The 25,333-nt window shown below is 64.4% G+C and carries 25 protein-coding genes; 7 read left to right on the top strand and 18 right to left on the bottom strand.

The annotated features are described in order from the left end of the window. Window positions 1–16 precede the first annotated feature (16 nt). From AC0L2D_RS08485 to AC0L2D_RS08470, 4 genes are read right to left on the bottom strand one after another with little or no spacing between them, the layout of a single operon-like run. Window positions 17–1,015, bottom strand: coding sequence for an ABC transporter permease subunit (locus AC0L2D_RS08485; protein ID WP_013529340.1), 999 nt, complete (start codon window positions 1,013–1,015; stop codon window positions 17–19). Further along, window positions 1,012–2,556: a sugar ABC transporter ATP-binding protein gene (locus AC0L2D_RS08480; protein ID WP_473540801.1), complete on the bottom strand. Its 1,545-nt coding sequence runs from the start codon at window positions 2,554–2,556 to the stop codon at window positions 1,012–1,014. The genes AC0L2D_RS08485 and AC0L2D_RS08480 overlap by 4 nt, the downstream gene beginning before the upstream one ends. Then, a complete protein-coding gene (locus AC0L2D_RS08475; protein ID WP_473540800.1) occupies window positions 2,553–3,932 on the bottom strand; it encodes a carbohydrate kinase in 1,380 nt (459 codons plus the stop codon). Before AC0L2D_RS08475 ends, AC0L2D_RS08480 begins: the two co-directional genes overlap by 4 nt. Then, a complete protein-coding gene (locus AC0L2D_RS08470; protein WP_013529337.1) occupies window positions 3,929–4,705 on the bottom strand; it encodes a DeoR/GlpR family DNA-binding transcription regulator in 777 nt (258 codons plus the stop codon). The genes AC0L2D_RS08475 and AC0L2D_RS08470 overlap by 4 nt, the downstream gene beginning before the upstream one ends. A 192-nt stretch (window positions 4,706–4,897) precedes the next feature. On the opposite strand from AC0L2D_RS08470, the gene AC0L2D_RS08465 reads away from it, so the two are divergent. The 3 genes from AC0L2D_RS08465 to AC0L2D_RS08455 are packed head-to-tail and all read left to right on the top strand — an operon-like array spanning window position 4,898 to window position 8,071. Beyond that, window positions 4,898–5,941, top strand: a complete 1,044-nt coding sequence (locus AC0L2D_RS08465; RefSeq protein ID WP_473540799.1) for a class II aldolase/adducin family protein — start codon at window positions 4,898–4,900, stop codon at window positions 5,939–5,941. 7 nt (window positions 5,942–5,948) lie between these two features. After that, window positions 5,949–7,223, top strand: a complete 1,275-nt coding sequence (locus AC0L2D_RS08460) for an FGGY-family carbohydrate kinase (protein ID WP_473541010.1) — start codon at window positions 5,949–5,951, stop codon at window positions 7,221–7,223. Continuing rightward, complete coding sequence (locus AC0L2D_RS08455) at window positions 7,220–8,071, top strand: TIGR01459 family HAD-type hydrolase (protein ID WP_473540798.1); 852 nt, start codon at window positions 7,220–7,222, stop codon at window positions 8,069–8,071. The genes AC0L2D_RS08460 and AC0L2D_RS08455 overlap by 4 nt, the downstream gene beginning before the upstream one ends. On the opposite strand, the gene AC0L2D_RS08450 is transcribed toward AC0L2D_RS08455, so the two are convergent. Further along, window positions 8,058–9,068 carry a sugar-binding transcriptional regulator gene (locus AC0L2D_RS08450; protein WP_024503720.1) on the bottom strand — a complete coding sequence of 337 codons (1,011 nt, stop codon included), beginning with the start codon at window positions 9,066–9,068 and terminating at the stop codon, window positions 8,058–8,060. The two genes, AC0L2D_RS08455 and AC0L2D_RS08450, sit on opposite strands and share 14 nt — an antisense overlap. Window positions 9,069–9,223: 155 nt before the next feature. Between AC0L2D_RS08450 and AC0L2D_RS08445 the strand changes: the two genes are divergently transcribed. After that, window positions 9,224–10,021 (top strand): hypothetical protein, encoded by a 798-nt coding sequence (locus tag AC0L2D_RS08445; RefSeq protein ID WP_473540796.1) that lies wholly within the window; start codon window positions 9,224–9,226, stop codon window positions 10,019–10,021. A 14-nt stretch (window positions 10,022–10,035) separates the two neighbouring features. Here the strand turns inward: AC0L2D_RS08445 and ptsP are convergent, their stop codons facing one another. The 5 genes from ptsP to AC0L2D_RS08420 form a co-directional block, all read right to left on the bottom strand. Beyond that, window positions 10,036–12,015, bottom strand: coding sequence for a phosphoenolpyruvate--protein phosphotransferase (gene ptsP / locus AC0L2D_RS08440; RefSeq protein WP_473540795.1), 1,980 nt, complete (start codon window positions 12,013–12,015; stop codon window positions 10,036–10,038). A gap of 56 nt (window positions 12,016–12,071) precedes the next feature. Continuing rightward, the gene (locus AC0L2D_RS08435; RefSeq protein ID WP_013529330.1) at window positions 12,072–12,452 is read right to left on the bottom strand and encodes a PTS glucitol/sorbitol transporter subunit IIA; all 381 of its coding nucleotides are present in this window, start codon (window positions 12,450–12,452) and stop codon (window positions 12,072–12,074) included. Between the two features lie 108 nt (window positions 12,453–12,560). Beyond that, window positions 12,561–13,562 carry a PTS glucitol/sorbitol transporter subunit IIB gene (srlE, locus tag AC0L2D_RS08430; protein ID WP_013529329.1) on the bottom strand — a complete coding sequence of 334 codons (1,002 nt, stop codon included), beginning with the start codon at window positions 13,560–13,562 and terminating at the stop codon, window positions 12,561–12,563. Window positions 13,563–13,578: 16 nt separating this feature from the next. Beyond that, a complete protein-coding gene (srlA, locus tag AC0L2D_RS08425; RefSeq protein ID WP_013529328.1) occupies window positions 13,579–14,340 on the bottom strand; it encodes a PTS glucitol/sorbitol transporter subunit IIC in 762 nt (253 codons plus the stop codon). 88 nt (window positions 14,341–14,428) lie between these two features. Further along, window positions 14,429–14,866 (bottom strand): transcriptional regulator GutM, encoded by a 438-nt coding sequence (locus AC0L2D_RS08420; protein ID WP_473540794.1) that lies wholly within the window; start codon window positions 14,864–14,866, stop codon window positions 14,429–14,431. A 196-nt stretch (window positions 14,867–15,062) separates the two neighbouring features. On the opposite strand from AC0L2D_RS08420, the gene AC0L2D_RS08415 reads away from it, so the two are divergent. Both AC0L2D_RS08415 and AC0L2D_RS08410 read left to right on the top strand, forming a co-directional pair. Beyond that, a complete protein-coding gene (locus AC0L2D_RS08415; protein WP_027162939.1) occupies window positions 15,063–15,704 on the top strand; it encodes a hypothetical protein in 642 nt (213 codons plus the stop codon). A gap of 94 nt (window positions 15,705–15,798) precedes the next feature. Beyond that, complete coding sequence (locus AC0L2D_RS08410; RefSeq protein ID WP_275954308.1) at window positions 15,799–16,473, top strand: HAD family hydrolase; 675 nt, start codon at window positions 15,799–15,801, stop codon at window positions 16,471–16,473. Here the strand turns inward: AC0L2D_RS08410 and AC0L2D_RS08405 are convergent. The 6 genes from AC0L2D_RS08405 to AC0L2D_RS08380 form a co-directional block, all read right to left on the bottom strand. Continuing rightward, window positions 16,470–17,633, bottom strand: coding sequence for a DUF930 domain-containing protein (locus tag AC0L2D_RS08405; RefSeq protein ID WP_275954309.1), 1,164 nt, complete (start codon window positions 17,631–17,633; stop codon window positions 16,470–16,472). The genes AC0L2D_RS08410 and AC0L2D_RS08405 overlap by 4 nt on opposite strands. A 108-nt stretch (window positions 17,634–17,741) precedes the next feature. Then, the gene (locus AC0L2D_RS08400; protein WP_013529323.1) at window positions 17,742–18,500 is read right to left on the bottom strand and encodes a 5'/3'-nucleotidase SurE; all 759 of its coding nucleotides are present in this window, start codon (window positions 18,498–18,500) and stop codon (window positions 17,742–17,744) included. Then, window positions 18,497–19,663 (bottom strand): MBL fold metallo-hydrolase, encoded by a 1,167-nt coding sequence (locus tag AC0L2D_RS08395; protein WP_473541009.1) that lies wholly within the window; start codon window positions 19,661–19,663, stop codon window positions 18,497–18,499. The genes AC0L2D_RS08400 and AC0L2D_RS08395 overlap by 4 nt, the downstream gene beginning before the upstream one ends. After that, window positions 19,663–20,742, bottom strand: a complete 1,080-nt coding sequence (locus AC0L2D_RS08390) for an ABC transporter ATP-binding protein (RefSeq protein WP_473540793.1) — start codon at window positions 20,740–20,742, stop codon at window positions 19,663–19,665. Before AC0L2D_RS08390 ends, AC0L2D_RS08395 begins: the two co-directional genes overlap by 1 nt. After that, window positions 20,730–22,433 carry an ABC transporter permease gene (locus AC0L2D_RS08385; protein ID WP_473540792.1) on the bottom strand — a complete coding sequence of 568 codons (1,704 nt, stop codon included), beginning with the start codon at window positions 22,431–22,433 and terminating at the stop codon, window positions 20,730–20,732. Before AC0L2D_RS08385 ends, AC0L2D_RS08390 begins: the two co-directional genes overlap by 13 nt. A gap of 92 nt (window positions 22,434–22,525) precedes the next feature. After that, entirely contained in the window at window positions 22,526–23,512 is a 987-nt protein-coding gene (locus tag AC0L2D_RS08380; protein ID WP_013529319.1) for an ABC transporter substrate-binding protein, read from the bottom strand. 258 nt (window positions 23,513–23,770) lie between these two features. On the opposite strand from AC0L2D_RS08380, the gene AC0L2D_RS08375 reads away from it, so the two are divergent. Then, window positions 23,771–24,742, top strand: coding sequence for a sugar-binding transcriptional regulator (locus AC0L2D_RS08375; protein WP_027162947.1), 972 nt, complete (start codon window positions 23,771–23,773; stop codon window positions 24,740–24,742). Here AC0L2D_RS08375 and AC0L2D_RS08370 read toward each other — a convergent pair. Next, entirely contained in the window at window positions 24,739–25,107 is a 369-nt protein-coding gene (locus AC0L2D_RS08370) for a hypothetical protein (RefSeq protein WP_013529317.1), read from the bottom strand. The genes AC0L2D_RS08375 and AC0L2D_RS08370 overlap by 4 nt on opposite strands. 113 nt (window positions 25,108–25,220) lie before the next feature. Further along, on the bottom strand, window positions 25,221–25,333 hold a 113-nt coding region (locus tag AC0L2D_RS08365; protein WP_366212405.1), incomplete at its 5' end, for a 2-oxo acid dehydrogenase subunit E2.

Genomic DNA, 25,333 nt, shown 5'->3' with positions numbered 1-25,333 from the left:
CGGCGACTAAGGTCAATCACGTTCTTGCTCCTGCCTGGAGCCTGTAGCGGTCGAGGGCGACCGCCACGATGATGACCAATCCCTTGATGATGTACTGCCAGATGTCCGAGACACCGGCCAAGATGAGCCCATTGGAGAGCACCGCGATGATCAGGCCGCCGATCAGCGTTCCCCAGATCGAGCCGACGCCGCCGACGAAGCTGGTGCCGCCGAGAATGACCGCGGCAATGGCGTCGAGTTCGTAGGACTGGCCCAGCTGCAAGCCGTTGGCGGCGTAGAGCCGGGCCGCCGACATGGCGCCGCCGAGGCCGGCCAGCAGGCCGGAAACGCCATAGACGAAGAGCAGCACCAGCGGCACCTTGATACCGGTCAGCCGCGCCGCTTCGGCATTGCCGCCGACGGCGTAGATCCAGGTGCCGAGCACGGTGCGCTTGAGCACCAGCCAGGACAGCACCACCACCGACAGTGCGATGATGACCAGCCACGGGATGCCGAACAGCGAACCGTTGCCGATGAAATCGAACGGCAGGTCCGAATTGAACACCGTGGTGTCCTGGCCGAGCAGGCGGGCGACACCGCGCACCGCGGTCAGCGAACCCAGCGTGACGATGAAGGGCGGCAGCTTGATGTAGGCGATGAGCAGCCCGTTGATGAGGCCGAAGCCGAGGCCGACCAGAATGGCCGCCGGCACGCCGAGCAAACCCCAGTCCGGCACCAGCGATACGATCACCGCCACCATCGCCGATGCGGCGAGGATGGCGCCGACGGACAGGTCGATACCGCCGGTGAGGATGACGAAGGTCATGCCGGCCGCCAGCACGATGTTGATCGACGACTGCTGGGTGACGATCAACAGGTTGGTCTCGGTCAGGAAGCGCGGGTTCAGGAACTGGAAGCCGGCCGCCAGCAGGATCAGCACCGGCAGCATGCCAAGGGCAGCGAAAGCCGTGCGCAACCGTCGGCTCGTGCCGGTCGCCTGGCCGACTGCGCTGATCTCGGTCGCCTTGTCGGTCATTGCTGGGCCGCTCCCGTTGCAAGTTCCATGATTTCCTCCTGGCTTAGCGGTTCGCCTTGCGATGCCGTCACCTCGCCCGATATCGTGCCGTCGCGCATCACCAGCACCCGGTCGGCGACGCCGATCACCTCGGGCAGTTCGCTGGAGATCATCAGGATGGCGATGCCCTGCTTGGCGAGATTGTCGATCAGCCGGTAGATTTCCGATTTCGCTCCGACATCGACGCCGCGGGTCGGCTCGTCGAGGATGACGACCTTCGGCTCGGTCTCGAGCAGGCGGGCGAGCAGCACCTTCTGCTGGTTGCCGCCCGACAGCGAGCCGGCATTGGCCTGCACCGAACTGGTGCGGATGGAGAGATCGGCAACGGCCTTGGAAGCACGCCTTTCGGCGGCCGCGAAGTCGCGCAAGCCGCCGGCGCGCGAATCCCGCGCCAGCACGCCCATGCTGATATTGTCGGAGATCGACATGTCGAGGAACAGGCCGAGTTCCTTGCGGTCCTCGGTCAGATAGGCGATGCCGGCATCGAGCGCCTCGCGCGGCGAGCCGATGGTTACAGGTTTGCCGTCGAGTTCCAGCGTGCCTGAAATGTGCCTGTCGGCGCCGAAGATCAGCCGCGCAAGCTCTGTGCGGCCGGAACCGACCAGACCCGCCAGCGCCAGCACCTCGCCCTTGTGCAGGTCGAACGAACAGTTTTTCAGGAGACGGCCGTCGGACATGGCGCGCACCGAGAGCGCCACCGCGCGCTTTTCATCCGGCGGCCGATGATCCTTCTTGTAGAAAGCCGACAAATCGCGGCCGACCATCATCGAGACGAGGCGCGAGGCACTGAGGTCGGCACGCTCGAGCGTGCCGACATAACCGCTGTCGCGCAGCACGCTGACGCGGTCGGCAAGCTGGTACACCTCTTCCATGCGGTGGCTGATGTAGATGATGGCGATGCCTTGCGATTTCAGCGTCGCGATGACCTCGAACAGCCGGTCGGTCTCGCGCGAGGTCAGCGACGTGGTCGGCTCGTCCATGACGATGATGCGCGCATTGGTCGATAGCGCGCGGGCGATCTCGACCAGCTGGCGCTCGCCGAGCGACAGGCTGGAGACCATGCCGCGGGCCGAAAAGGAAACGCCGAGCCGCTTGATGATCTCGCTGGCGCGCCGCGTGCACTGGTCGCGATCGACGATGCCGAAGCGTCGCGGCTCGTTGCCGAGGAAGATGTTCTGCGCCACCGTCAGATTGGGCGCCAGCGACAGCTCCTGATAGATCACCGCGACGCCGCTGGCGCGCGCCTTGATCGGATCGCCGGTCGCAGCCGGCATGCCGTCGATCAGGATCTCGCCGCCGGCATCCGGCCGATAGGCGCCTGAAAGCACTTTCATCAATGTCGACTTGCCGGCGCCGTTCTCGCCCATCAGGGCGTGCAGCTCCCCGGCATGGACGCTGAGCGAGACATCGTGCAAGGCTCGGATCGCGCCGAACGTCTTTGAGATGTGGCGCATCTCCAGCACCGGCTGACGCGCCGTCTCGGCCTGGGCAATCGCACTCATCGCGCACCTCCCACTGCCGCACCGGCGACGCCCCGGTCCATCGTGGCGTCACGCCAGTTGCTGCGATAGCCTGCCAACCCGGTGAAACGCGACGCGTGCACCGGCTCTGGAACTTCGGCGGCGAATTCGCGCCCGACGCTCTCGAAGGCGAGCGCCGCTGCACCCGTGGCGCTGCCCTCCAGCGTGGCGCCCTGCAGGAAAGCCTGGCCGGGACGCAACTGCGCCAGCAGTCCGGCCAACACACCGCCTGTGTTCAGCCCGCCATCGACGATCACCGTGTTGTTCGAATGGATGAGGTCGAGCGACAGATCGACCATCAGCGCGACGTAGAGCAGCGCCGCCGCCGCGCGTTCCTCGGCATCGGGCGTGCGCCCCACCAGCCGGCCGGACTGACTGGGCATCGGCCCACCTGGCGCGAAGCTCGGCAGCGCCATGATGCCGGCATCGATCACCCGCTGCACCACCGGACCGGCGATCTCGCCTTGCCAGCCGCCGCTGATGGTTGCGAATTCGCGTCCGCCCATGAAGCGAATGGTCGGCACCGGGCCGCCGCCGACATCGACGTTGACCAGCATGTCGCGATCCCGGTCGAGTGCGTCGAGCGGGCAATCCGGATTGAGCACGACGACCCAGGTGCCGGTCGAAACGACGGTGACCGGGCCAAGCTCCTGCCGGCGATAGGCATAGAGCGCCGCATTCGAATCATGGACGCCGTTGTGGATGGCGATCGGTCGCGCCGCAGCGCCGAGGCGGTGCTCGCCGATAACGGTGCCGGCGCGCTCGAAGCCAGGCATCCGGCCACGCCAGCCCTGCGCGTCGACCAGCGAGGAAAAGTCCTGGCTCCGCGGCGCCCACAGATGCGAATGGCAGCCGAGATAGGACACTTCCGAGACCGCCCGCCCGCCAAGGCGCCAGCTCCAGTATTGCGGATAGCCGAGGATCGATTTCGACGTAGCGAACGCGTCGGGATCGACCTCCTGCAGCCACAGCATGTGGCGGCCGTAGTTGAAGCCGAGCGGCAGCCGCGGCGAAAAGGTCTCGGAAAAGTCCGGAACGCGGCGATCGATCCGCGCGGCAATCTCGGCCGGCGGCTCTTGCTCGTAATCGAGGATCGGATGCGTCAGCGCCACTTCGTCGACCAAGGCAAAGGTGCAGCCATGGCCCGACACCATGACCCCTTCCACTCCATGACCGTCGACCGCATCGGCAACGGCGCTGAGCGCCCAATGGTGGAGCGCCGCCTCGTCGAGCACGCTGAAGACGCCTTGGCGCACCCATTTCGGCTGTGTCCGGCGCTCGTCGATGATCCGCCCGTCCTGGCCGAAGACGAACAGCTTCGAATTGGTCTTGCCGAAATCGAGGACAGCCACCTTCACTGGATGGCTCCCGAGGCTATCCGCACCATGACGCCGGCGTCTTCCAGCATGCGCGCATCGGCGTCGGAGAGACCGTCGTCGGTGACCAGCGTGCCGATGCGGGAAAGCGGCAACGCGACATTGCGCGCGTGGATCGACAGTTTGCGGCTGTCGGCCAGCACCACGATCTGGTCGGCGCAAAGGCTGAGATCGACGATCGAGCGTACCAGCAGCGGGTGCGATTCCATCACGCCTTCCTGGCCAAGGCCTTGCGCGCCGAGAAAGAATTTGGAGGCATAGAAGGGCACGGCCTGGCTGAGCGAATGGATGATGCCGGGTTCGCGATGCAGATCACCGCCCGCAACCGTCAGGCTGCAATGGCCGTGGTCGCTGAGATAGGCCGCCAGCGGCATCGAGTTGGTGTAGAGGCGGATGTTGCGCTCGGCGAGCTTGACGCCCAGATGGAAGCAGGTCGAGCCGCCATGCACGATGACGGCGTCGCCGTCGCGCACCATGGTCGCCGCGAGAGCGGCGATCTGCCGCTTGGCCTCGACCGCAAGGTCGCGGTTCTCGTCGTAAGGCCTGGCGTAGGCAACACCGGCCTGGGAAGCGCCGTCGAGCGCCGAGATGCCGCCATAGACCTTCCGCGCTTCGCCGGCCTCGTCGATCCTGTCGATATCGCGCCTGACCGTCGCGGCTGAAACGCCAAGCCGCTCCTGCAACTCGCGCACCGAAGCGAACGGACGATCCCGCAACAGTTCGACGATCTGACGCTGACGGCCGGAGTCGCTCAATTCTTTCCTCCCGGATGCCATTTTCCATGGCAATTGGCGTAACTTACTCAACATTAGTCGGATTGCAAGCGTGTTTGATGACAGTAGATCACTATTGACGTAGATCACTCGTTTCTGCGATATCAGCGCCAATTCGATCCCGGCAACGGGATTTCGCGCAGGACACGGCCGAGCCGTTGGAGGAAAAGCGCCATGGCGACCCAAGCTGACGCGCAGGAACTGGCGGCCTTGCGGGCGCTTTCGGCCAGCATCGGGCGGAGCCCGCATCTCACCCAGGCGGCAGGCGGCAACACCTCGCTGAAAGCCGGCGACACGCTGTGGATCAAGGCCTCCGGCACCTGGCTGAAAGACGCGCTCGTCGATGACATCATGGTGCCAGTGGCGATGGCGCCGCTGCTGAAAGCCGTCGAACAGCGCGATCGCGCCGCCGACCAGCCGCAGGGTTTCACCATTGCAGCGCTCAACCCGCGCGGCCTGCGGCCATCGATCGAGACCACGGTGCACGCTTTGATGCCGCAGCGCGTCGTTCTGCATGTCCATTGCGTCGACACCATCTCGCTTGCCGTGCAGGCCGATGGCGAGGCCGAGGTCGCCAAGCGGCTCGATGGCATCGAATGGGCCTATGTGCCCTATTTCCGGCCCGGCCTGCCGCTTGCACGCGGCATTGCCGAAAAACTGCGGCCTGGTGTCGACGTGCTGATCCTTGGCAATCACGGGCTGGTCGTCGCTGCCGAAACCGTCGCCGGGGCGGAGCTTCTGCTGCGCCGTATCAGGTCATTGCTGGCCCGGCCGGCGCGCGCGACCGCCGCACCCGACCTCGACGCCTTGGCCGCGCTTGCCGGCGACAGCGGCTACAGATTGCCGGCCGATGTCGAAGCGCATGCGGTTGCGCTCGACGCTGAGAGCCGCCGCATGGCGCAGGCCGGCAGCCTCTATCCGGACCACGTCATCTTCCTCGGCCAGGGCTCCGTCGTGGCGAAGCCAGGCGAGGCCGTGGCAGATGTCGTTGCACGACTGGGCACGTCGCCTGCGGCGATCCTGTTTCCCGGCGCAGGCGTGCTGATGCGCGGCGACGCCAGTGCCGGCGCCGATGCCATGCAACGCTGCCTCGCCGACGTGACGGCGCGCATCGATATCGCCGCGCGGCTGAACTATCTCACCGCTTCCGAGAATGACGAGTTGGTCAACTGGGACGCCGAGCAATATCGCCAGAAGCTCAACGCGGCTGGCGGCTAGCATGGACATGATGCCACTTGTCATCGGCATCGACATTGGCACATCAGGTGCGCGCGCCGTCGCCATGCGCCGTGATTTTTCCATAGCCGGGCATTCGGCCGTTCCACTCGACAGGTTTGGCCGCGATGGCCGAGCCCCCACGGCGTGGTGGCAAGCGGTCAAGGCGGCGCTGACGGAGCTGCTTTCCGGCATCGACCGCACGGCGGTCCGCGCCATCGCCGTCGACGGCACCTCCGGCACGCTGCTGCCGGTCGACGCCGCCGGGCTGCCGCTGGCCGAACCGCTGATGTACAACGACAAGGTCGATGACGACGGCCTCCTGGCCGCGATCGCCCGCACCGCGCCGGCTGCAAGTGCAGCGCATGGAGCGACATCCGGCCTCGCCAAGGCCCTGCGCTTCCAGCATCTACCGGGCATTGCGGCAGTGCTGCATCAGGCCGACTGGATTGCCGGAAACTTCTCCGGCCGCTTCGACGTCAGCGACGAGAACAATGCCCTGAAGACAGGTTATGATGTCGAGGCCCGCCGCTGGCCGGAATGGATCGCGGCGACCGGAATGCGCATGGAGTTGCTGCCGCGCGTGGTCGTGCCGGGCGAGGTCACGGGCGCCCTCACCGCGGAAGCCGGGGAACTGTTCGGCTTGCCGCGCGATGTGGCCGTCGTCGCCGGCACCACGGATGGCTGCGCCTCGTTCCTGGCGACCGGTGCCGCCGCGATCGGCGACGGGGTCACTGCGCTGGGATCCTCGCTGACCATCAAGATCCTGTCCGACCGGCCGATTTCGGCGCCGCGCTTCGGCATCTACAGCCACCGGCTCGGCAACGCCTGGCTGGCGGGCGGTGCCTCGAACTCAGGCGGCAAGGTGCTGGCCCAGCACTTTCCGCTCGCCCGTATCATCGAACTCAGCGCGACAATCGACCCGGAGACGGGCACCGGCCTCGATTACTATCCGCTTCCCGCCACGGGCGAACGGTTTCCGATCGCCGATCCGGCGCTGCCGCCTCGCCTTGCGCCGCGGCCGGCGGACGACGCCGATTATCTGAAAGCGATGTTCGAAGGCATCGCCGCGATCGAAGCGCTCGGCTATGACAGGCTTGCCGAACTCGGCGCGCCCACGCTGATATCGGTCAGGAGCGTCGGAGGCGGGGCAGCGAACCCGGCCTGGACGGCAATCCGGCGTCGCAGGCTCGGCGTCGATTTCCTGCCCGCGCTTTCCGACGAGGCCGCCGCCGGCACGGCGCGGCTGGCGCTGATGGGTGCAAGCCGGGCAGGACTCCTATGAGCGCGAAAACGATCGAACGTCTCGACGGCCTCGGGCCGCTGGCGGAGCGCTATAATGTGTTCCTGCTCGACCAGTTCGGCGTGCTGCACGACGGCACGCGGCCCTATCCAGGCGCGGTGGCAGCGCTATCGGCGCTGAAACGCGCCGGCAAGACCGTGGTGCTGGTTTCGAACTCCGGCAGGCGGGCTCAACCCAATGAAAGCCGGCTCATGAAACTCGGCTTCGAACCGGGAAGCTGGGATCATTTCGTTTCTTCCGGCGAGGTGGCGTGGCGATCCTTTGGGGAGATGGCGGCGTCGGGAAAGCTGCGCCCGGGGACAAAATGCCTGCTGATCAGCCGCGACAATGACCGCTCCGCGATCGAAGGCCTGCCATTTGCGCTGACCGGGTCCGGCGATGAGGCCGAGCTGGTGCTGATCGCGGCCAGCGAGGGTGACCGCTTTGACTTTGACCATTATCGCAGGCTGTTCGCGCCGGCGGCGGAGCGGCGGGTGCCGTGTTTCTGCACCAATCCCGACATCATCATGCTGACGGCCGTTGGCCCTCGTTTCGGCTCCGGCCGGTTGGCCGATCTCTACGAAAGCCTGGGCGGCAGCGTTACCCGCATCGGCAAGCCCGACACGGCGATTTTCGACGCCGCGCTGGCGCTGGCCGGCGAGCCGGACCGTGGCACCGTGGTCTGCGTCGGCGACAGCGTCGAACACGACATATCGGGGGGAAACAGCACCGGCATCGCCACCGCGCTGGTGCTGAGCGGAATACTGGCGGACACACCGGATCTCGCCGCTGTTTTCGACGAACAGCAGGCCTGGCCGGACTACATCATGGACAGCTTCAGCTTCCGCTGACCGCTTCCAGCATGCGCCGCGCGCTCTCCTCGTCGGTGATCAGGATGGTTGGGGCGATGAGGGTCATGGCGCCGAGCAGCGCTTCGGTTTTCTCCTCGCCACCGGAGGTGAGGATGCGGATCGGCGCCTTGCGCAGACGGTCGACATCCACCGACATCACGTGGCTGTTGACGGGATGGTCGACCAGATCGCCGTTGCGGTCGAAGAAATGGAACAGGAGGTCACCCACGGCGCCACGCGCAAGCAGGGCCTCCCGATCCGCCTCCTTGAGGAAGCCACCACGAGAGAAGGTGGTGGCCGAGGCGATCCCGCCGACGCTCAGCAGAACGGCATCGAGCACGTCGGCCATTTCGAAAATCTCCTGCAGGCCGCAGCGCTCGATCAGGGCGATCTTGGTCTCGACGCTGTCGACCACGGCTGGTGTCGGCATCAGATAGCCGTCGCCCTGGAATATCTGAGCGAAGCGCCAGGCGAACTCGGCTGGGTTGACCCGGCGCACGACGCCGACACCGCCAAGCAGCGAAATCACCTTGAAGTCGGTGAGCGACTTGGCGCTGATGAAAGGCAGGCTCGAGAACAGCGTCTGCCCCCAGCCGACACCGACCCGCATGCCGGACTTCATCGTGTCCGACAGGAAGCTGCCGGTTTTGGCGCTGATCGCTGGTATGGGATCGGCATCGGCTGCCGAAAGCGGCGCCACCAGAGCCTGCTGCAGCCCGAACGTCTTCTCCAACGCGCGTTCAAGCCGCACGATTTCCGACAATTCGCTCTCGATGGTGATCTTCACTTCGTTGCGCGCCCGGGCATCCGCCAGCATGCGCACGATGGTGACGCGACCGACGCCGAGCACGTCGGCGATCTCGTTCTGCGTCATCTGTTCGACGAAATACATCCAGGCGGCGCGAATCCTGAGGCGATCCGTCCGGCTTTCGCTGGCGACCAGCTCGGTTGCCTCGCCTCGACCGTCTTCGCTTTCGCCCTGTCGTCGTCTGCCCAAGTCTGTCTCTCCCCCTGCGGCGACGGACGAGGGCGCCGCCGCCGATTCTGCATGCTGGTCTAGTATCGCCTATTGATCTACCTATCGATAGGAACAATGTAGAGAGTGGCGGCTGCCCGGTCGGCTATCCGCAGCAAATTTCAAGGCGATCCGCGATGCTCCGACAAATCTCCGAAGATGTCCGCGTCAATCTGAAGGACCGGCTGCGGGAAGTCCGCGAAATCATCCGCCAGAGCCGCCATGACGGCAGCGGCGATGCCAGTATCCTGCGCGAAGCAACCAGCCATCTGCCGCCGTTTCCAGGCAAGGGCATCGAAGGCCTGCTCAGCCATGCCGCGAGTGCCGTCGACGAAGCACTGTCGATCGCCGAAGCTTTCGTCCCGCATGAGCGCCCGATCAAGGTGGACGGCACCACGGTGAAGGGCCTCGGCACCTATTTCCCGGTCGGCAACGAGGATCGCCAACTGGACGCCGAGCGCCTGTTCCGGCGCGATATGTATTATCTGACCAAAGCGGTGCTTGCCGGCCTGAACGTCGACAATGCCCGCATCCACGAAGCCGATTTCGCGGCCGTCCATGCCACGATGCGCAAGCGGCATGGCGATCTCCTGGCCGCATTGGCCGCGCCGGGTGCCGGACTGCAGGCAATCGCGGCCACCTGCTCGGCGCTGCTGGTCGAGTGCCTCAATCAGCCTCCCGTTCGCTTTGCCGAGACCGTGCCGGGAACGCCGGCGGGCGGCCGGGCGCTCGACATAAGCTGCCTGGCGCCGCTCGCTTTGGCCTGCGGCCTGGCGACCACCGGCAGGGACGGCGCGCCGGAGCCGGATATGCTGGAGATCGCGATCCTGGCGGCGGATATTCGCCACGATCGCATCGTTCAGGCTTGCGCCAAGGCAAACCCGATCGCTGAGCTGACACCGGTCTTCGCCACCTTGCTTGCCCATCTGCCGTAGTCAGCCGGCCTGGGCTAGCCTTCGGCGGCCATGGCCATGATCGCTTTCTTGGCGCGCTGGATCGAAGCCGGGCTCATCGAGAGTTCGGTCAGCCCCATCTTCACGAAGGTCGCAATCAGATCCGGACGGCCGGCCGCCTCACCGCACATGCCGACCATGATACCGGCGGCGACGCCGGCTTTTGCCGTCATTTCGATCGCCGATATGACGGCCGGATTGGTGACATCGTTGAGCTTGGCGACGGTCGGATTGAGCCGGTCGGCGGCCATGATGTGCTGGGTCAGATCGTTGGTGCCGATCGAGAAGAAAGCGACCTCCTTGGCCAGCGCCGGGGCGATCAGCACGGCGGCCGGGGTCTCGATCATGACGCCGAGATCGAATGATGCGTGCGGCACGCCTTCGGCTTTCAGCTCGGCCGTGCATTCGTCGACCAGCACGCGCGTCTGCCTGACCTCCGAGAGGTCGGACACCATCGGCAGCATCACCTTGATGTTGCCGTGCACGGCTGCGCGCAGCAGCGCCCGCAACTGGTGCTTGAAGATGTCGGGCCGGTCGAGACACATGCGGATGCCGCGCCAGCCGAGGAAGGGGTTTTCCTCGTCGGGAAATTCGATGCCGGCAATCGGCTTGTCACCGCCAATGTCGAGCGTGCGCACAATGACCGGATAAGGCGCAAAAGCCTTGGCCAGCGCCGCATAGGTCTCGGCCTGCATGTCTTCCGAGGGCAGATGCATATGGCGCATGAACAAAAGCTCGGTGCGGAACAGGCCGATGCCCATGGCACCAGCCTCTTGCGCCGCTTCGATTTCCTCGAGTGAGCCGATATTGGCCGCCACCTCGATGATCCTGCCGTCGGCGAGCTTCGGCGTCACCGTCTTGAAGATGGTCAGCCCGGCGCGCTCCTTTGCCGCCGCTTCGACGCGGCCGGCGAAATCGGCACGGGTCGCCTCGTCGGGGTCGATGATCACATGGCCGGCATTGCCGTCGAGCGCGACGTCTCGCGCGGTACGCAAGGCATTGACCTGGTCGCCGAGGCCGAGCACGGCCGGAATGCCGTGCGAGCGCGCGATGATGGCGATGTGCGAGGTGGCGCCGCCATGACCGCACACCACGCCGCCGATACGCTTCAGCGGCGCGCGTGCCAGATCCCAGGCGCCGATGTCGTCGGCGATCAGGATAGCGCCTTCGGGGATGTTTTCGAGGCTGACATCGTCTTGGCCCAGCAACACCAGGCAAATCTGCCGCCCAACGGCGTGGACATCATCCGCCCGCGCGTTGAGATAGTGATCGTCGACGGCGCTGAATTCGGCGGCAATGGTGGAGGCGGCGGTGATGACGGCGGAAACCGCGTCGTTGCCGCCCTTGATCAGGCCCTCGGCCTCACCAGTCAGGCTGTCGTCGGCGGCGATATCGCGCAGCGCGGCGACGATGCCGCGGTCTCCAGCCGACAGGCTGTCCTGCGCCAACGCATGATCCATGCGGGCCTGGACCGCGCCGACAGCCGTGCGGAACCGGTCGATCTCGCCTTCTATCTCCTCGGCCCGCAACATCCGGCCCTGTCCAGCGATATCGGGTGGGAAATGCGCAAAGGCCGGGCCGACGGCGAAACCTTCGCTGGCGGCCACGCCATGCAAGCGGTTTGCCCCGCCAGGTGCCGCCGGCACGGATCCCGGCGCGGGTGCCGCTTCCTGCCCGGCATCGTTGGCCGGGCTCTGCGCTTCCGCCTCGTCATCGAGGCCAGCCCGCGGATTCTCGAGATAGCCGATCAGCGCCTCGAGCGCCTCGATGGCATCGGCACCATTCGCCCGCACCGTGACTTCCTGGTTCTCCTTGACCGCCAGCAGCATCAGCTTGACCGAACTCTTGGCGCTGACCGCCTTGCCGTCCTTGACCAGTTCGACGTCGGATTCGAAGCCCTTGGCGAGCTTCACGAACCGCGTCGCGGGACGGGCGTGCAAACCTTCATGCACTCTGACGATGGTCGAGCGTTCCATGGCAAATACTCTGGTTTTGGGCGCCGCTCCCAACATGGGCCGCGGCGCGAATGCTGTCAGGCGGCGATGGTGATGATCGCGCCGGTCTTCAGGGCGGCCACGAGCGCTTGCGGATCGACTTGCGACGCACAGATCTCGCCCGGTCTCTCGGCCTCGGTAGCGCCGTTGAACGAAATGACGACATGGCCCATTTCCAGCACCTTGCTCCACGCGCTGGAGCCGACCGCTGTGATAACAGCGGCAACCGGGCCGAGGGTGATCGAAGCGCCCTTGGCGGGCGCTCCGTCACTTGGTCCCTGCTCCGCCTTGTGGAGCACCGAAACCTCGGCAAGCTCCGGCGGCGAGCCATCCGCAAACAGGATGACCACGCCCCCTTCGGCAAGGTCCGCCACTTCGGGGCCGATGGCAGTGACCCGTGTTCTCAAAAGAACCGTCATATGGCGAACCTCATTTTCTCAACTTTCCCTAGAGCGGTGAACCGCTCTATCTCTTTGTTTTGACGCAGTTTCCAAGGGAAAGCATTGTGCGCTTTTCCCGGAATTGCCTTAGAACACGATCAGGCTGACGACCCAGGCGATCAGCACCGAGACCGGACCCATGATCTGGCGGCTGATGAGCACCGCCGGAACGCCGATTTCGATCGTCTTAGGCTTGGCCTCGCCGAGCGCCAGGCCGACGGGGACGAAGTCGCAGCCCACCTGGGTATTGTAGGCAAACAGCGCCGGCAGTGCCATTGCCGGCGAAATCGTGCCGTTGGCGATCTGCGGGCCGATGATGGCGACGCCGATGACCTGCGCGATGACAGCGCCTGGCCCGAGGATGGGCGACAGGAACGGCAGGCCGCAGATCGCCGAGATGATCAGCAGGCCGACGATGTTGTTGGCCAGCGGACCCATCGGCTGCGCCAGCACATCGCCGATGCCGGTATACAGGATCAGACCGATGAGCATGGTCACGAAGGCCATGAACGGCAGCACGTTGCGGATGACCTGGTCGATGGTGCGGCGGCCGGCATTGAAGAAGATGCCGACGATACGTCCCATGACGCGGCCGATCGTGCTGATGAGGCCGATCAGCCCACCTTCGCTCGGCAGCGGCTGTGGTGCCGCGGTCGCATTGTTGTTTGAACTCATCGCTGCTGCTCCCCCTGCAGTCGTGATCGTTTCGGATCCGTCCGCCATTGTGATGTTGGCCGGCTTCACGCCCGAAACGTAGATGTCCTCGGTGATGAACTGGGCCAGCGGCCCGGATTGACCGACCGGCGTCAGATTGACGGTCGGGATACGTTTGCGCGGATAGACGCCGCATCGTGCGGTGCCGCCGCAATCGACGACGACAACCGCCATCTCGCTTTCGATCGGCGGTGCCCTGAAGCCGTCGACGGCCTCGGCGCCGGTCATGTCGGCGATGAGCTGCGCCACCGGGTGAATGCCACCACCGGTGACGGAAACCACCTTGCTGCGCTGTTCAGTCGGCTCGATGATGAGCGGGCCACCCCAGCCGGTTTTGCCCTGGGAGATTTTTACGGCTTTATATGTCTTGGCCATGATGTCCTCCCCGCCCTTACAGCTCGACGCCTTGGCGGCGTGCCATGATCGCGGTGATGCGTTCGGTCAGCATGCCCTTGAGCAGGATGACGACGAGGCCGACGATGGCGTACCAGATCGCCACCTTGACGTGGTAGCCGGCGACGACGACGCCCTTCTTTTCCAGCTCCAGCAGCGCGACGAGAATGCCACCCCAGACGAAATACTCGCCGGGATTGATGTGCGGGAACAGGCCGAGCGGCGGGTGCACATAGGACACGGCCGCGTCATAGAAGGCTGGCTTGTGCTTTTCTTCCAGGAACGATCCGAACGTATAGGCCATCGGATTGGTGAGGAAGAACACCGCCAGCAGCGGCAAAAGCGTGTAGCGCGTCAGCGCGATCCGGCCGGCGCCGCGCGCCAGGCCATGCACGCGCTCTTCACCGACCAGTTCGGTGACGGCATAGAAGGCCGTCATCAGCACGACCAGCGTCGGAATGATGCCGGTGACGAAGCCGGCGAAGACCTCGCCGCCCTTCTGGAAGATGCCGATGAAGTACTTGCCGATGGCGGTCAGCCAGCCGAGCTGCTCTTCCTGCTGGACGTCCTTCAGCTTTTCCTTGAACTGATCGACGGTGATCGGTCCGCTGTCCGCTTGTGCGAGGACAACGAGATGGTCGGAGGCATGCTCGACAGCGAGCTTGCCATGCAATGCGGCATCCGAAACCATGGCACCTGCGACATGCAGATTGTGCACGGCCATGTCGGCATGCTGCGCCAACAACGAAAATACAGACATTTCTCCTCCTTATGCCACCCGCCGGTTGATCCCAGTCGGTGCGCGGCGTCCTCTATCCCTTTGATTTAGAGCCCGAAATCATCCGGCTCTAAGCCCTTGCTACGTTCAAACCGGACAGGCCCGGCTTCTTCCCCGGCTCCGACCGTGTCTTGTCGATCTGCTCGATCGCCCGTTTCACGGCCTCGGCCACACCGGGTTCCCCCTCCCCCATGATTGCAGGGTTGGACCGGAGTCGATCGAGGGGGCCACCCTCGAATTCTTCATGTCTCTTGAACTTGGTGAAGACGGAACGGCCGCTCATCACCATCAGGCGGCGCACGACCAGATCGGGCGTCACCACCACGAGCGCGATGGTGCCCTTGGCCAACCGGCCGCGAAAATTGCCGGCTCCGACGAAGCCGTCCTTGTACTGGTCGGTGACGCCCCTGAAGACATCCGAATAATGCCGCATCTGCAGCCAGACGCCGAGCGACTGCAGCGCCCACACGATAACCAGCAGAAGCAGTCCCCACTGCCAAATCGCCATTCGGTTCTCCTCCCGAAGCCTCAGTTGAATCGCACCTTGGACCGGCGCGTGACAACAGCAAAGTGAGAACATTTGTTTCCGAGAATGTCAATATGTATGATATTGGCCTCTGAAGCGGTCATCCACAGGGCCGCTGACAGATTTCGGCGGCGGCGCGCTTGTGCTAGGCTGACCGGGAAACAGGATACGAGGAAACATGGACCTGCCCTTCAGGGACGAACTGGCCTTGATGCCCGATCTTCGCCATCGGCTGCGGCAGTTGCGCTGGTTCCGCGCCACCTTTCGCGGCAGCGCCAAGGTGGTCTCGGACACGTTCGGCGTGCGCTTCGAGATCGACGAGGCCAAGCTCACCAGGGCCTTTCTCGACTGGGTCGAGATCATGGAGGCGCAGAAGCGCTTCGCCGCGATCGACCGCGCCGACTTCATCGTCTTTGCCGCCGGCCTCGTGCTGCGTGAGCTGATAAAACAGGCGCCGGCCAGGGAAATCTCCGGCCTCACGCAGCTGATCGAGACGGAAACGAACGCCGGCACGCTGGAAATCGTCCGCTTCTGGCCGGAGGGTTTCCTCTACACCAACTACTGCGTCTCGGTGATTTCGGCGATCCACGAGCAGGAATTCGGCACGGCACCCGGCATCGACAAATGCGCCGACGATTTGCGCACCTGGTGGTCCTATCGCGAGAATGTGACCGAGATGCCGGCCTATGCGGTGGCTTTCCTCGACCGCTTTCTCGGCGCCGAACCGAACTGGATCACCCCGGATCGCGCGCAGTCCCGGCAAGCCATGCAACGGGCGCTCGGGTCTTCCCGTGCGAGCGATGCGTTGCGCCAGCTTTGAGCCCGCTCTTCGCGTCCCCAAAAACGCACGTGCTATTGAACATTTGACTTTTTGCCGATAGCGATGTGCGAAAATTGACTCGAGAGGGAAACGCGTGGCGCGACCAAGGCCTATTATTTTCGATTGCGACGGCGTTCTTGTCGACAGCGAGCCTCTGGCCGCCCGCGCCTATGAGCGCGTCTACGAAAAGCACGGCATGCCCGGCGTCAACACCAGCATCATCGCCCAATGCATCGGCATGAAGCAGTCCGATATCATCGCCAGAATCAAAGATTTGACCGGCCACCAGTTTCCGGCGGCGGCGGACGGCGACATCTGGGCCGAGACCAAGGTGCTGTTCTCGCAGGAATTGAAGCCGACACCGGGAATCACTGCCTTTCTGGAGGCGCTTGCAGGCGACCGCTGTGTCGCCTCGTCCTCCTCCGTCGAGCGCATAAACCACAGCCTTGCGGTGACCGGGCTGGCGCGTTTCTTCGGCGATGCGATCTACAGTTCCTCGATGGTCAAGAACGGCAAGCCCGCGCCGGACATCTTCCTCTTCGCGGCGGACAAGATCGGCGCCAATCCCGGTGACTGCATCGTCATCGAGGACTCGCCCTTCGGCATCCAGGGCGCGATCGCCGCCGGCATGACGGCGATCGGCTACACCGGTGGCGGCCATACCTATGCCGAGCACGCCGCGCGGCTGACGGCTGCCGGTGCCGATTTCGTCTGCGCCGACTGGCAAGAAGTTAGCCGGCAATTGGCTAGATTTGGTGTGCCGGCCTAGTTTAGACGATATTTTGTGAATCCACGGCTGGCCCATTCGCCAGGCGGCACGAGTGAGCCCACACGGAAGTTGAAGGACAGGACCCTCGTCGCATCGGCGTCGACTTCGCATCGGAAATTTAGGTTGTACCAAGCGTTTCTGGTGCTGAAGGCGGCCTGCGGAGGATTGAGAACATTGCCTTTGTCCAGCGTAATGGTTGGCACCCATTTGACCGTATAGTCGGCACTTTGCAGTTCCCGGCTCAGAACGTTGCCGCAAAGGGTGGCCACCCGCTGACCGCGCGGCACATTCTCCATGGAGCTTGTAGCGAACGCATTGCCGGTTGCCCCTTGCGAGTAAAGCTTTCTGACGCCCGGAAGGCCGGAATAGATTGGTGATCCTGCAACGTCGTCGTTGGTGGGATTTGACCTTCCAGCATTCCCGATCGGCGCTTTGAAAGCTCTTGCGGGTTTGAACGTCATTGTCTTGGCAGGTTTGGACTTTGCCTTTCCAGTCGAAGCTGGAGGCGCCGGCTTGTCACCGGTCTCAGCCGTCAATGGCTTTGGCGTCACGACGGCTTGCTTTTCGTCAGGTTGCGGTGCGAGTTCTTGTTTGTCCGGCTGCTGTTTGTCGGTGTCCTCGGTCGCCTGCTTTTCCTCGCCTTGCGCGGGCTTTTCGTCCGGCGCAACGGTGGCCGGCTTCTCGTCAGGCTTGCTGGGGTCTGCCTTCTGCTGTGGCGTTGCAGCCGGGGCGGGCTCCGTCGGCGCGGGTGTCGGCGCGACAGGCGGCTTTGCAGCCTCATCCTTGGCCGGCGACGGCGTGTTGGGTTTAGCGCTGCTTCCGTCGAGCGATTTCTCCGGCCCGGTATCTTTCTGGCCGTACTGGAAAACGCGCTTCAGAACCTGGTCGTCTGGCGGTTTCGGCGGCGGCGGCTTTTGTTCAGGCGGCTTTTCAGCCTTCTTTTCAGGTGTCGGTTCCGGCGGCTTTGGAGCAGGTTTCGGCTTGGGCTTCTCGGGCGGCGGCACGATCGCGACATTGACGGGCTGTTCCTGCTGAACCGGCTGCTGCTCGGGTCTCGGCAGGCCATAGATCAGAAACGCTGCGATGAGCGCATGCAGGATCAGCGATGCGGGCAAAGCCCACAGCAAATGCCGCCGCCGTTCTCCTGTTTCGCCCTTCATCCGCACCGATGTGGAATGAAATAGCGGCGGCTTCAAGCATAGGTAGTGGATTGGCTTGATTTAACCGCTGACAGGTTGGTGATCGGATGACGACGCGCAGACCTCAGGTCAGCCAGTTTGCCGCTGGCGCGGGATCCCGTCCAGAAACCGTTCGTCCAGCCGCGTCTCGCCAAGCCAGTTCAGCCGGTTGATGCTGATGAAGCCGGCATCGATCGCGTCGTTCTCGTCGCCCGGCTGGCTGTCGTGAGCCCGCCCGCGCGGCACGGTGATGACCGTGCGGTCGCCGTCGCTCTCCACGATCTCGGCCTTGCGGGCGATCTTGTCGCGACCGATGCGCGGCTGGCGGATTTCGGCCGGCAGCGAGGTCGGCAGGTTGATGCTCAGCCAATGACCCTCAGCGGCCCAGTCGGCGCGCGATTGCCACAGGGACACGATCAGCGCGCCAAGCCATTGGTCGTCGCCATCGGTGAAATCAGGATTTTTCACGCGTGAGAAGCCAATGGCCGGAACGCCCCAGAAAGTGGCCTCCCGCGCAATGCCGAGCGTGCCGGAATAGGCAAGGTCCTCGGCAACGTTGCGGCCATCGTTGACACCCGACAGCACCAGATCTGGCTTCTTCGTATCGGCGAACAACCAGGTCATGGCGCTTACCACGCAATCGGCCGGGGTGCCGGAACAGGCGTACCAGTTCGGTTTGAGGCGCCGCATGGTCAACGGCCTGGCAATCGTCAATGACGAGCCGGCGGCGGTGCGCTTGCCGTCGGGCGCGACCACCCAGACATCGCCGCTCAACGCGCTGGCGGCCGCGACCAGACGGGCAAGCCCCGACGCTTCGATGCCGTCATCGTTGCAGATCAGAATTCTCATCGTTTTCTTGCCTCCGACACCACTATGCGCTGGCCGGTGCGGCACTGCGTGCGCAGCGACGGGATGTGGGTTTGCAGGTCGCCGAGAAGGTCCGGCGTGCAGGAATGGCCGAGTGCCGCGGGACGGCCGGCCTTCTCCCAGATATCGACATTGCCCGACAGCGTCGGATGGGTCGGCATGCGTACCCAGTCCGCCCGGCCGGCCTTGTGCAACAGATCGCCCGGCGAACCTGACGGCAGATGCCCGGTAAGCAGCACCGGAAAACCGGAATGGTCGGCACGCGGCAAGAGGCGCGACGATGGGCCGGCTTCACCCATGCCGTCATCCGCCAGCAGCGGATTGGACGGCAGGGGATCGGCATCGGTCCAGTCGGCTGCGTCTTGCAGGCGGCGGCGCAGCAACGTTGAAACGCCCGGCAACAGGGCTGCCGTGGCGCCGATCTGCGCTTCCAGGGACGAGCGCATGCCGGCATGGATGGCGAACGGCCCTGGCAAGGCCGCGATCAGCTCCAGCGAGCGACCAGAGAGCGGCGTCGGCAAAAGACACCCGTCCGAATGCCTCGCAACCCATTGCGAGATTTCGAGCGCCCGCGCCGCCCCCGGCACCGGATCGGCGCCATAGGAAGCATCGAGGACAAGCAGGTCGCAGTGCGGGATGGTGTCCATGACGAAGACATTGCTGTCCGGCACCACATCGGCGGAATAGGCGACGCGGCTCTCGCCATCGTCGACGGCAAACCACACGCCGCCCACGACATGTCCGGAGCGTCCCGTCCGGATCGTAAGATTGCCGCTGTTCAACGTGTCGCCGGGTTCGAACAATTCGATGCGATCTTCGGGAAAAGGAAACCGCCTGAAATCCTCGGGCTCAGCATAGCCGGCGAGCGTGGCAGGCGCCTCGTCGCGGGTCTCGGCGGTCATGAAGATCGGACCGGCATAACCCCGCGACAGCAGCCAGCTCAGCGCGCCGACATGATCCTCATGCGCATGCGAGACGAACAGCGCATCGATGTCGGCGACCGAGCCGTTCAGCGCCGGATAGTAGTCCGCCCCCGAGGCGCCGACCTTGATGCCGACGTCGAGCAGGATGCGATCCTTGCCGCTGCTGACAGCAAGGCTGGTGCGGCCCTTTTCGCCAAAGCCGCCGAGCAGGTCGAGCATCATCACGATGCCGCCCCCGCCGCCGGGATCAGCCAGCCGGAGCGTATCCGCAGGCGTGCCTGGGCTCCGCTCTCCAGCGCGACCGGATCTGGCTGTTCGAAATGCAAGGTGGGGTCGGGATTGGTCGAAGGCGTGAATTCGATGCGCGCCGAGCCGCCCTGATAGATCACCCGCTTGACCAGGCCATCGAAGCCGGGACCGTCCGGCGACACGTCGAGATCGGCCGACCGGCAGCAGACCTTTGCCCCAGTTCGCGGCCGCTCGCCTGGCCGGCAGCGGACAATCAGTTCAGCGCCGAGAACGCGGACCTTGCAGTGCCCTCTTTCTTCCGCGCTCAACACATCCGCGGGCAGCAAAATGCCCTGCGAAATGAAGGAAGCCACCATTTCATTTGCCGGCTCATGATAGAGTTCGCGTGGCGTCGCCAGCTGGGCAAGACGCCCGCCATCCATCACCGCGATCCGATCGGCCAGCGCCATCGCCTCGGCCTGGTCATGGGTGATGTAGACGATCGTCGTGCCGGTGCGCTTGTGGAAGGACGCGAACTCGTCCTCCATCGAGGCCCTCAGATGCACGTCGAGATTGGCCAGCGGCTCGTCGAACAGAACCAACGAGGGCGCCGCGACAAGGCAGCGCGCCAATGCCACGCGCTGGCGTTGGCCGCCGGACAGATTGGCCGGCCGACGCTCGCCCAGCCCTTGCAGATTGACGAGGGCGAGTGCGTCTTCAACCTTCCGGCGGGCGACGGCCTTGTCGAGCTTCGCCACCTTCAGCGAATAGCCGATGTTTTCGGCGACCGTCATGTGCGGCCACAGCGCGTAGTTCTGGAAGACGATGCCGACGCGCCGCTTTTCCGGCGCGACGCTGCCGCCCTTGCCCGACACGACCTCGCTGCCGATACGGATCTCGCCTGACGTCACCTTCTCGAATCCGGCAACGAGCCGCAGCAGCGTGGTCTTGCCGCAGCCGGACGGCCCGAGCACTGCCAGGAACTCGCCGTCGCCGACATCGATCGATACGTCCTTGACGGCATCGAAATTGGCGAAGCTCTTGGTCACATTGTCCAGGCTCAATCGCGCCATGGCAGCACTCCGGTCGGAAGGTAGGGGGCAAGCAGATTGGTCACCAGCATCAACAGGAAAGTGACCGCCACAGTGATGACGGACATCGCCGCCGCATAGTTGGAATCGCCGCCCTGCTCGAAGGAAAACATCACGACACCGATCGTCTCCGACCCGGACGACCACAGCAGCGCCGAGACGGTGAGTTCGCTGAGCGCCGTCATGAAGATCAGTAGCCCGCCGGCGATCGCCGCCGGTGCCACCAGCGGAAAGATGATCGTGCGCATGCGCGTGAACAGCCCGGCGCCGGCCACTTGCGCCGCCTCCTCCAGCGCCCGGTCGATCTGGTGATAGCCGCTGATGGTCGGCCGCAATGCCAGCACCAGGAAGCGGGCGAGATAGGCGTAGAGGATGATCCAGACGGTGTTGTAGAGCTGGATGCCGGTCAGCGGGATCGGCCGCAGGAACATGAGCAGCGAGGCGATCGCCAGCACCACGCCGGGCAAGGCATAGGGCAGTTCGACCGACAGATTGAGCAGCCGCACCCAGCGCTGCTTGCCCCAGGCGATCAGATAGCCGATCGGCACGGCGACCAGAACCGCGAAGAAGGCCGCCGCGATCGACAGCCAGAAGCTGTTGAAGAAAGCCCTACTGGCGGCATCATGCTCGAACAGCACGAAGCGATAATTGTCGAGCGTCGCCGTCTTGGCGGTGAGCGCAATGCCGTAGCCCGGCACCAGCGATGTCAGAACCAGCCCGAACAGCGGCAGGACCAGCACCACGATGATCAGCAGCCACATGCCGGCGTGCACGGCGGGCCGCCAGCGGCCGAGCTCATAGGGCTCGGCCGGAAGCGACGTGGAGCTGATGCGATAGTCGCGGCGGCGGCTCATGATCTCCTGGGTAAGGATGCCCGCCATGGCGATAATGCCGATCAGCACCGATAGGAATGCGGTTTCGCCGAGCACGGCGGGGCCGCCGCCGGCCAGCTTCTGATAGATCAGCGTCGGCAGCACGAGATAGTTGGCGGGAATGCCGAGAAAGGCCGGAATGCCGAAATTGCCGACGCATGAGACGAAGGCAAGAGCAGCGGCCGCCATGATCGACGGCGTCATCAAGGGCAGCACGATGGTGACCAGCACGGTGAACCAGCCGGCACCGCCCGCCCGCGCGGCTTCGACCAGCTCGCGCGGCAGCTTGCGCAGCCCGGCGCGCACCAACAGGAAAACCAGCGGGCCATACTGCACGCCGAGCAGCAGGATGATGCCCGATGTCGAATAGAGCGGGTTCCTGGTACCGAGCGGCGGTGCCGCCCCGAACAGCTTGAGGAACGGGCTTGCCGGGCCGAACAATTGCAGCCAGGCCAGCGCCGTCACCTGCGGCGCGATCATCAAGGGCATGACGTAACAGAGCACCATGGCGCTGCGAGCGCGGATATCGGTCAGCGTGACGAGGACGGCCACCAGCGTTCCAGACAGCACCGCAAGCAGGGTGCCGCCGATACCGACGACCAGTGTGTGCCAGGTGGCGATCCAGGTCGCCGGACTGGCGAGCCCCGCCTTTATCGCGACGGTCGACAGCGTGCCGCCGGGCGCCACGATCTCCTTGATCAGGCGCAGCATCGGCAGCAGGGAAAGCAGGACGATGACGATGGCTACCGCCGCCGTCAGGACCATTTCCTGGCCCCGGCTTTCCCTGATCCGTGTTGACATGATTGCGTTTCCTGGGGTCGATCAGCCGAGGCGATCGGGGTTTTGCCCGTCAGGGATACCGCTGGGACGGCACCCCTGACTGGATTGCCGGCTCAGCCGCCGAACAGTTCCGAGAACTTCGCCTTGTCGGCGTCGGTTTTGGCGACGATTGCCTTGGTGTCGAACGGCATCACCTTGACCTGGACGCCTTCCGGCAGCCATTCGGGGCGGCCGACCGAGGCGCGCGCCGGCAGATAGCCCATCGAAAGCGCAAGCTTCTGGCCGTCATCGGAAAGAATGAAGTCGACGAACTTCTTGGCGCCGTCGACATTCCTGGCGGTCTTCATGATGGCGACCGGTTCGGTCACTGCCGGCACACCTTCCGAGGGGAACACGAACTCGACCGGGGAACCCTTCTTCTTGGCGTTCATCGCCATGAAGTCGACCAGGATGCCATAGGGCTTTTCGCCCGATGCCACCGACTTCAGCACCGCACCATTGCCGCGCACGCTGACGGTGTTGTTGGTCTTCAGCTTCTGGAAGAAATCCCAGCCATAATTGGCGTCGCCGACGAAGCCCGAAAGCAGGTAGGCGGCGGCACCCGAATAGAGCGGGCTCGGCATGACCAGGCCATCGGCATAGGCGGGCTTGGCAAGATCGGCCCAATGCTGCGGCTTCTCGGTCGCCGCCGTGTTGTAAACGATGCCGGTGGTGATCAGCTTGCTGCCGAAATAGGTCTTGTCGGCGTCATAGGCATCCGCTTCGATGCCATCGAGCTTTGCCTCGGGATAGGGCAGTAGCCGGTCGTCCTTCTTCAACAGCTCCATCGAGACCGCATCGGCGATCAGAAGCACGTCGGGCTGCGGGCTGCCGGCGGCAAACTCGGCCGCCATCTTGGTCAGGATGTCGCTCGTTCCGGAGCGATAGATATTCACATCGATACCCGGCTGCGCCTTCTTGAAGGCATCCACGGTCTTGGCCGCGTCGGCTTCCGGCTGGGACGTGTAGAGCGTCAGTGTTTCGGCGTTTGCCACGCCGGCAAACAAAGTTGCTGCGAGCGCCAGCTGGCTGGCCAGCAGCTTGATGAAGTGCGTCTTCAATGAGACCTCCTGTCTTTCTGTGCATGACCGGTCCGGCTCTGGCCGGCTCCCCGTCTCTTCCTCCCTGCACGGCGCATATGACTGGTGGATGACACAGCGCGTGAAACCCACAAAATATGTTCATATGTACGATGTCAATTACAAATGAACAGCAATGTGCGACAATCGACACGCCGCAGATCCGGCATCAGTTGACATCCGGCCGGTATTTCCTTGATGAGCACCGGTCAGGCCACGGCTCATGAGGGACAGGAACCGATGACCACAGAAAAACCCAGACAGGCTCGCCTGCCGATGGTATCGTCGGACCTTACCGTCAAGACGGCATGGCTCTACTATGTCGAAGGTTTCACCCAGGAACAGATTGCCGAAAAGCTCGATGTCTCCAGGGTGAAGGTCATGCGTACGCTGGCCTCCTGCACCGCCGAGGGCATTGTCGTCACCATGATCAACGCGCCGACCGCCGGGCAGGTGGCGCTCGAGCGGGGACTGGAAAAGCGCTGGGGTCTGAATGCCGCCGTCGTCATCCCGACGCCTTCGGCGCATGACCATCTGGAGAAAGCCATCGGCCATGCCGTCGCGGCCTATCTCGGCGAGCAGATGCAGGACGGCATGACGCTCGCCATCGGTGGCGGCGCGACCCTGCATGCCAGCCTCGGCTTCCTTGCCCGCCGGCAGTTGAAGCGTGCCTGTGTGGTGGCGCTCGTCGGCAGCCTGCCGCACTCGCAATGGATCAATCCGTCCATCGTTGCCGCCAAGGTAGCCGATGTCTTCGAGGTCGACAGCTACCAGATCACCGCGCCGGTCACGGTCGACAATTCCTCGCTGCGCGATCTCCTCTGGGCGCAGCCGACCCTGCAGGATGTACGCCAACGCGCGGCCGCCGCCGACATCGCGCTGCTCACCGTCGGCGACATGTCGCCGGACGCCACCATCTTCCGGCATGGCATCGTTCCGTCATCGCTGATCGCTCCGTTGAAAGCGAAGGGCGCGGTCGCCAACATGCTGTGCTATTTCGTCGATGCCAATGGCCGTTTGGTGGACCACGAGGTAAACGGGCGTGTCATGGCCATCGATCTCGATGTGGTCGGCAAGGTGCCGAATGTGGTTCTCGCCGCGGGCGGCAAGCGCAAGGTCGCGGCGATCCTCGCCGCACTGAAAGCCGTCGACACCAATGTGCTGATCACTGACAGCGATACCGCCACGGCGCTGCTTGCCAAGGGCGGTTAGATCAGCCCGCGCTCGCGCAAAAAATCCTCGACGCCGACATGGGTCATGGATTCGAATTCGGCGATCGCCTCGGCCACCCGCTTGCGCTGCGCCGCCAACAGTGTGAACACCTGCTTCATCTCGCCGGAAACACCAAAACGGCTCCACCGCTCGGCGATATGCGTGGGCAGACCGATGTCGGCGCAGAACGCGTCCAGACTGTCATAGCCGAGGCTGGCGACGAGCTGCCTGGTCTCCTCCGCCGACATGCGAGGCTCGAAGGCGTGGTCGTGCAGGCGCTGCGCCACCAGCTTGATGTCGGATGGCGACGCACCCATGACCTTGCCGAACAGGGTTTTGACGTCAGATGGGTCGAATGCAGGCATATTGGCCTCCCTGGATCGCAATCCAGATAGAACATGGGTCAAGGGTCAGCGCCTGACAAGTCGTTTCTGTCGCAAGCCGGCGCATCAGTCGGCGCCGGCTTCTGCTTGGTGGATCAGACCAGCAGGCCCATCGGATTTTCAAGGAGGTTCTTGAAGGCGACCAGCAGTTCGGCACCCAGCGCACCGTCCACGGCGCGGTGGTCGGTCGACAGCGTCACCGACATCA

The sequence above is a fragment of the Mesorhizobium sp. WSM4833 genome (assembly GCF_055811095.1).
The sequence above is the reverse complement of the archived record's forward strand: the minus strand, read 5'-3'. Positions and strand labels throughout refer to the sequence as shown.

Excerpts from the sequence above, each read along its gene's own strand:
- AC0L2D_RS08485 (WP_013529340.1), bottom strand. The coding sequence starts at position 1,015 with ATGACCGACAAGGCGACCGAGATCAGCGCAGTCGGCCAGGCGACCGGC.
- srlE (WP_013529329.1), bottom strand. The coding sequence starts at position 13,562 with ATGGCCAAGACATATAAAGCCGTAAAAATCTCCCAGGGCAAAACCGGC.
- AC0L2D_RS08465 (WP_473540799.1), top strand. The coding sequence starts at position 4,898 with ATGGCGACCCAAGCTGACGCGCAGGAACTGGCGGCCTTGCGGGCGCTT.
- AC0L2D_RS08415 (WP_027162939.1), top strand. The coding sequence starts at position 15,063 with ATGGACCTGCCCTTCAGGGACGAACTGGCCTTGATGCCCGATCTTCGC.
- AC0L2D_RS08385 (WP_473540792.1), bottom strand. The coding sequence starts at position 22,433 with ATGTCAACACGGATCAGGGAAAGCCGGGGCCAGGAAATGGTCCTGACG.
- AC0L2D_RS08420 (WP_473540794.1), bottom strand. The coding sequence starts at position 14,866 with ATGGCGATTTGGCAGTGGGGACTGCTTCTGCTGGTTATCGTGTGGGCG.
- AC0L2D_RS08455 (WP_473540798.1), top strand. The coding sequence starts at position 7,220 with ATGAGCGCGAAAACGATCGAACGTCTCGACGGCCTCGGGCCGCTGGCG.
- ptsP (WP_473540795.1), bottom strand. The coding sequence starts at position 12,015 with ATGGAACGCTCGACCATCGTCAGAGTGCATGAAGGTTTGCACGCCCGT.
- AC0L2D_RS08390 (WP_473540793.1), bottom strand. The coding sequence starts at position 20,742 with ATGGCGCGATTGAGCCTGGACAATGTGACCAAGAGCTTCGCCAATTTC.
- AC0L2D_RS08395 (WP_473541009.1), bottom strand. The coding sequence starts at position 19,663 with ATGATGCTCGACCTGCTCGGCGGCTTTGGCGAAAAGGGCCGCACCAGC.
- AC0L2D_RS08370 (WP_013529317.1), bottom strand. The coding sequence starts at position 25,107 with ATGCCTGCATTCGACCCATCTGACGTCAAAACCCTGTTCGGCAAGGTC.
- AC0L2D_RS08480 (WP_473540801.1), bottom strand. The coding sequence starts at position 2,556 with ATGAGTGCGATTGCCCAGGCCGAGACGGCGCGTCAGCCGGTGCTGGAG.
- AC0L2D_RS08400 (WP_013529323.1), bottom strand. The coding sequence starts at position 18,500 with ATGAGAATTCTGATCTGCAACGATGACGGCATCGAAGCGTCGGGGCTT.
- AC0L2D_RS08405 (WP_275954309.1), bottom strand. The coding sequence starts at position 17,633 with ATGAAGGGCGAAACAGGAGAACGGCGGCGGCATTTGCTGTGGGCTTTG.
- AC0L2D_RS08460 (WP_473541010.1), top strand. The coding sequence starts at position 5,949 with ATGATGCCACTTGTCATCGGCATCGACATTGGCACATCAGGTGCGCGC.
- srlA (WP_013529328.1), bottom strand. The coding sequence starts at position 14,340 with ATGTCTGTATTTTCGTTGTTGGCGCAGCATGCCGACATGGCCGTGCAC.
- AC0L2D_RS08375 (WP_027162947.1), top strand. The coding sequence starts at position 23,771 with ATGACCACAGAAAAACCCAGACAGGCTCGCCTGCCGATGGTATCGTCG.
- AC0L2D_RS08445 (WP_473540796.1), top strand. The coding sequence starts at position 9,224 with ATGCTCCGACAAATCTCCGAAGATGTCCGCGTCAATCTGAAGGACCGG.
- AC0L2D_RS08435 (WP_013529330.1), bottom strand. The coding sequence starts at position 12,452 with ATGACGGTTCTTTTGAGAACACGGGTCACTGCCATCGGCCCCGAAGTG.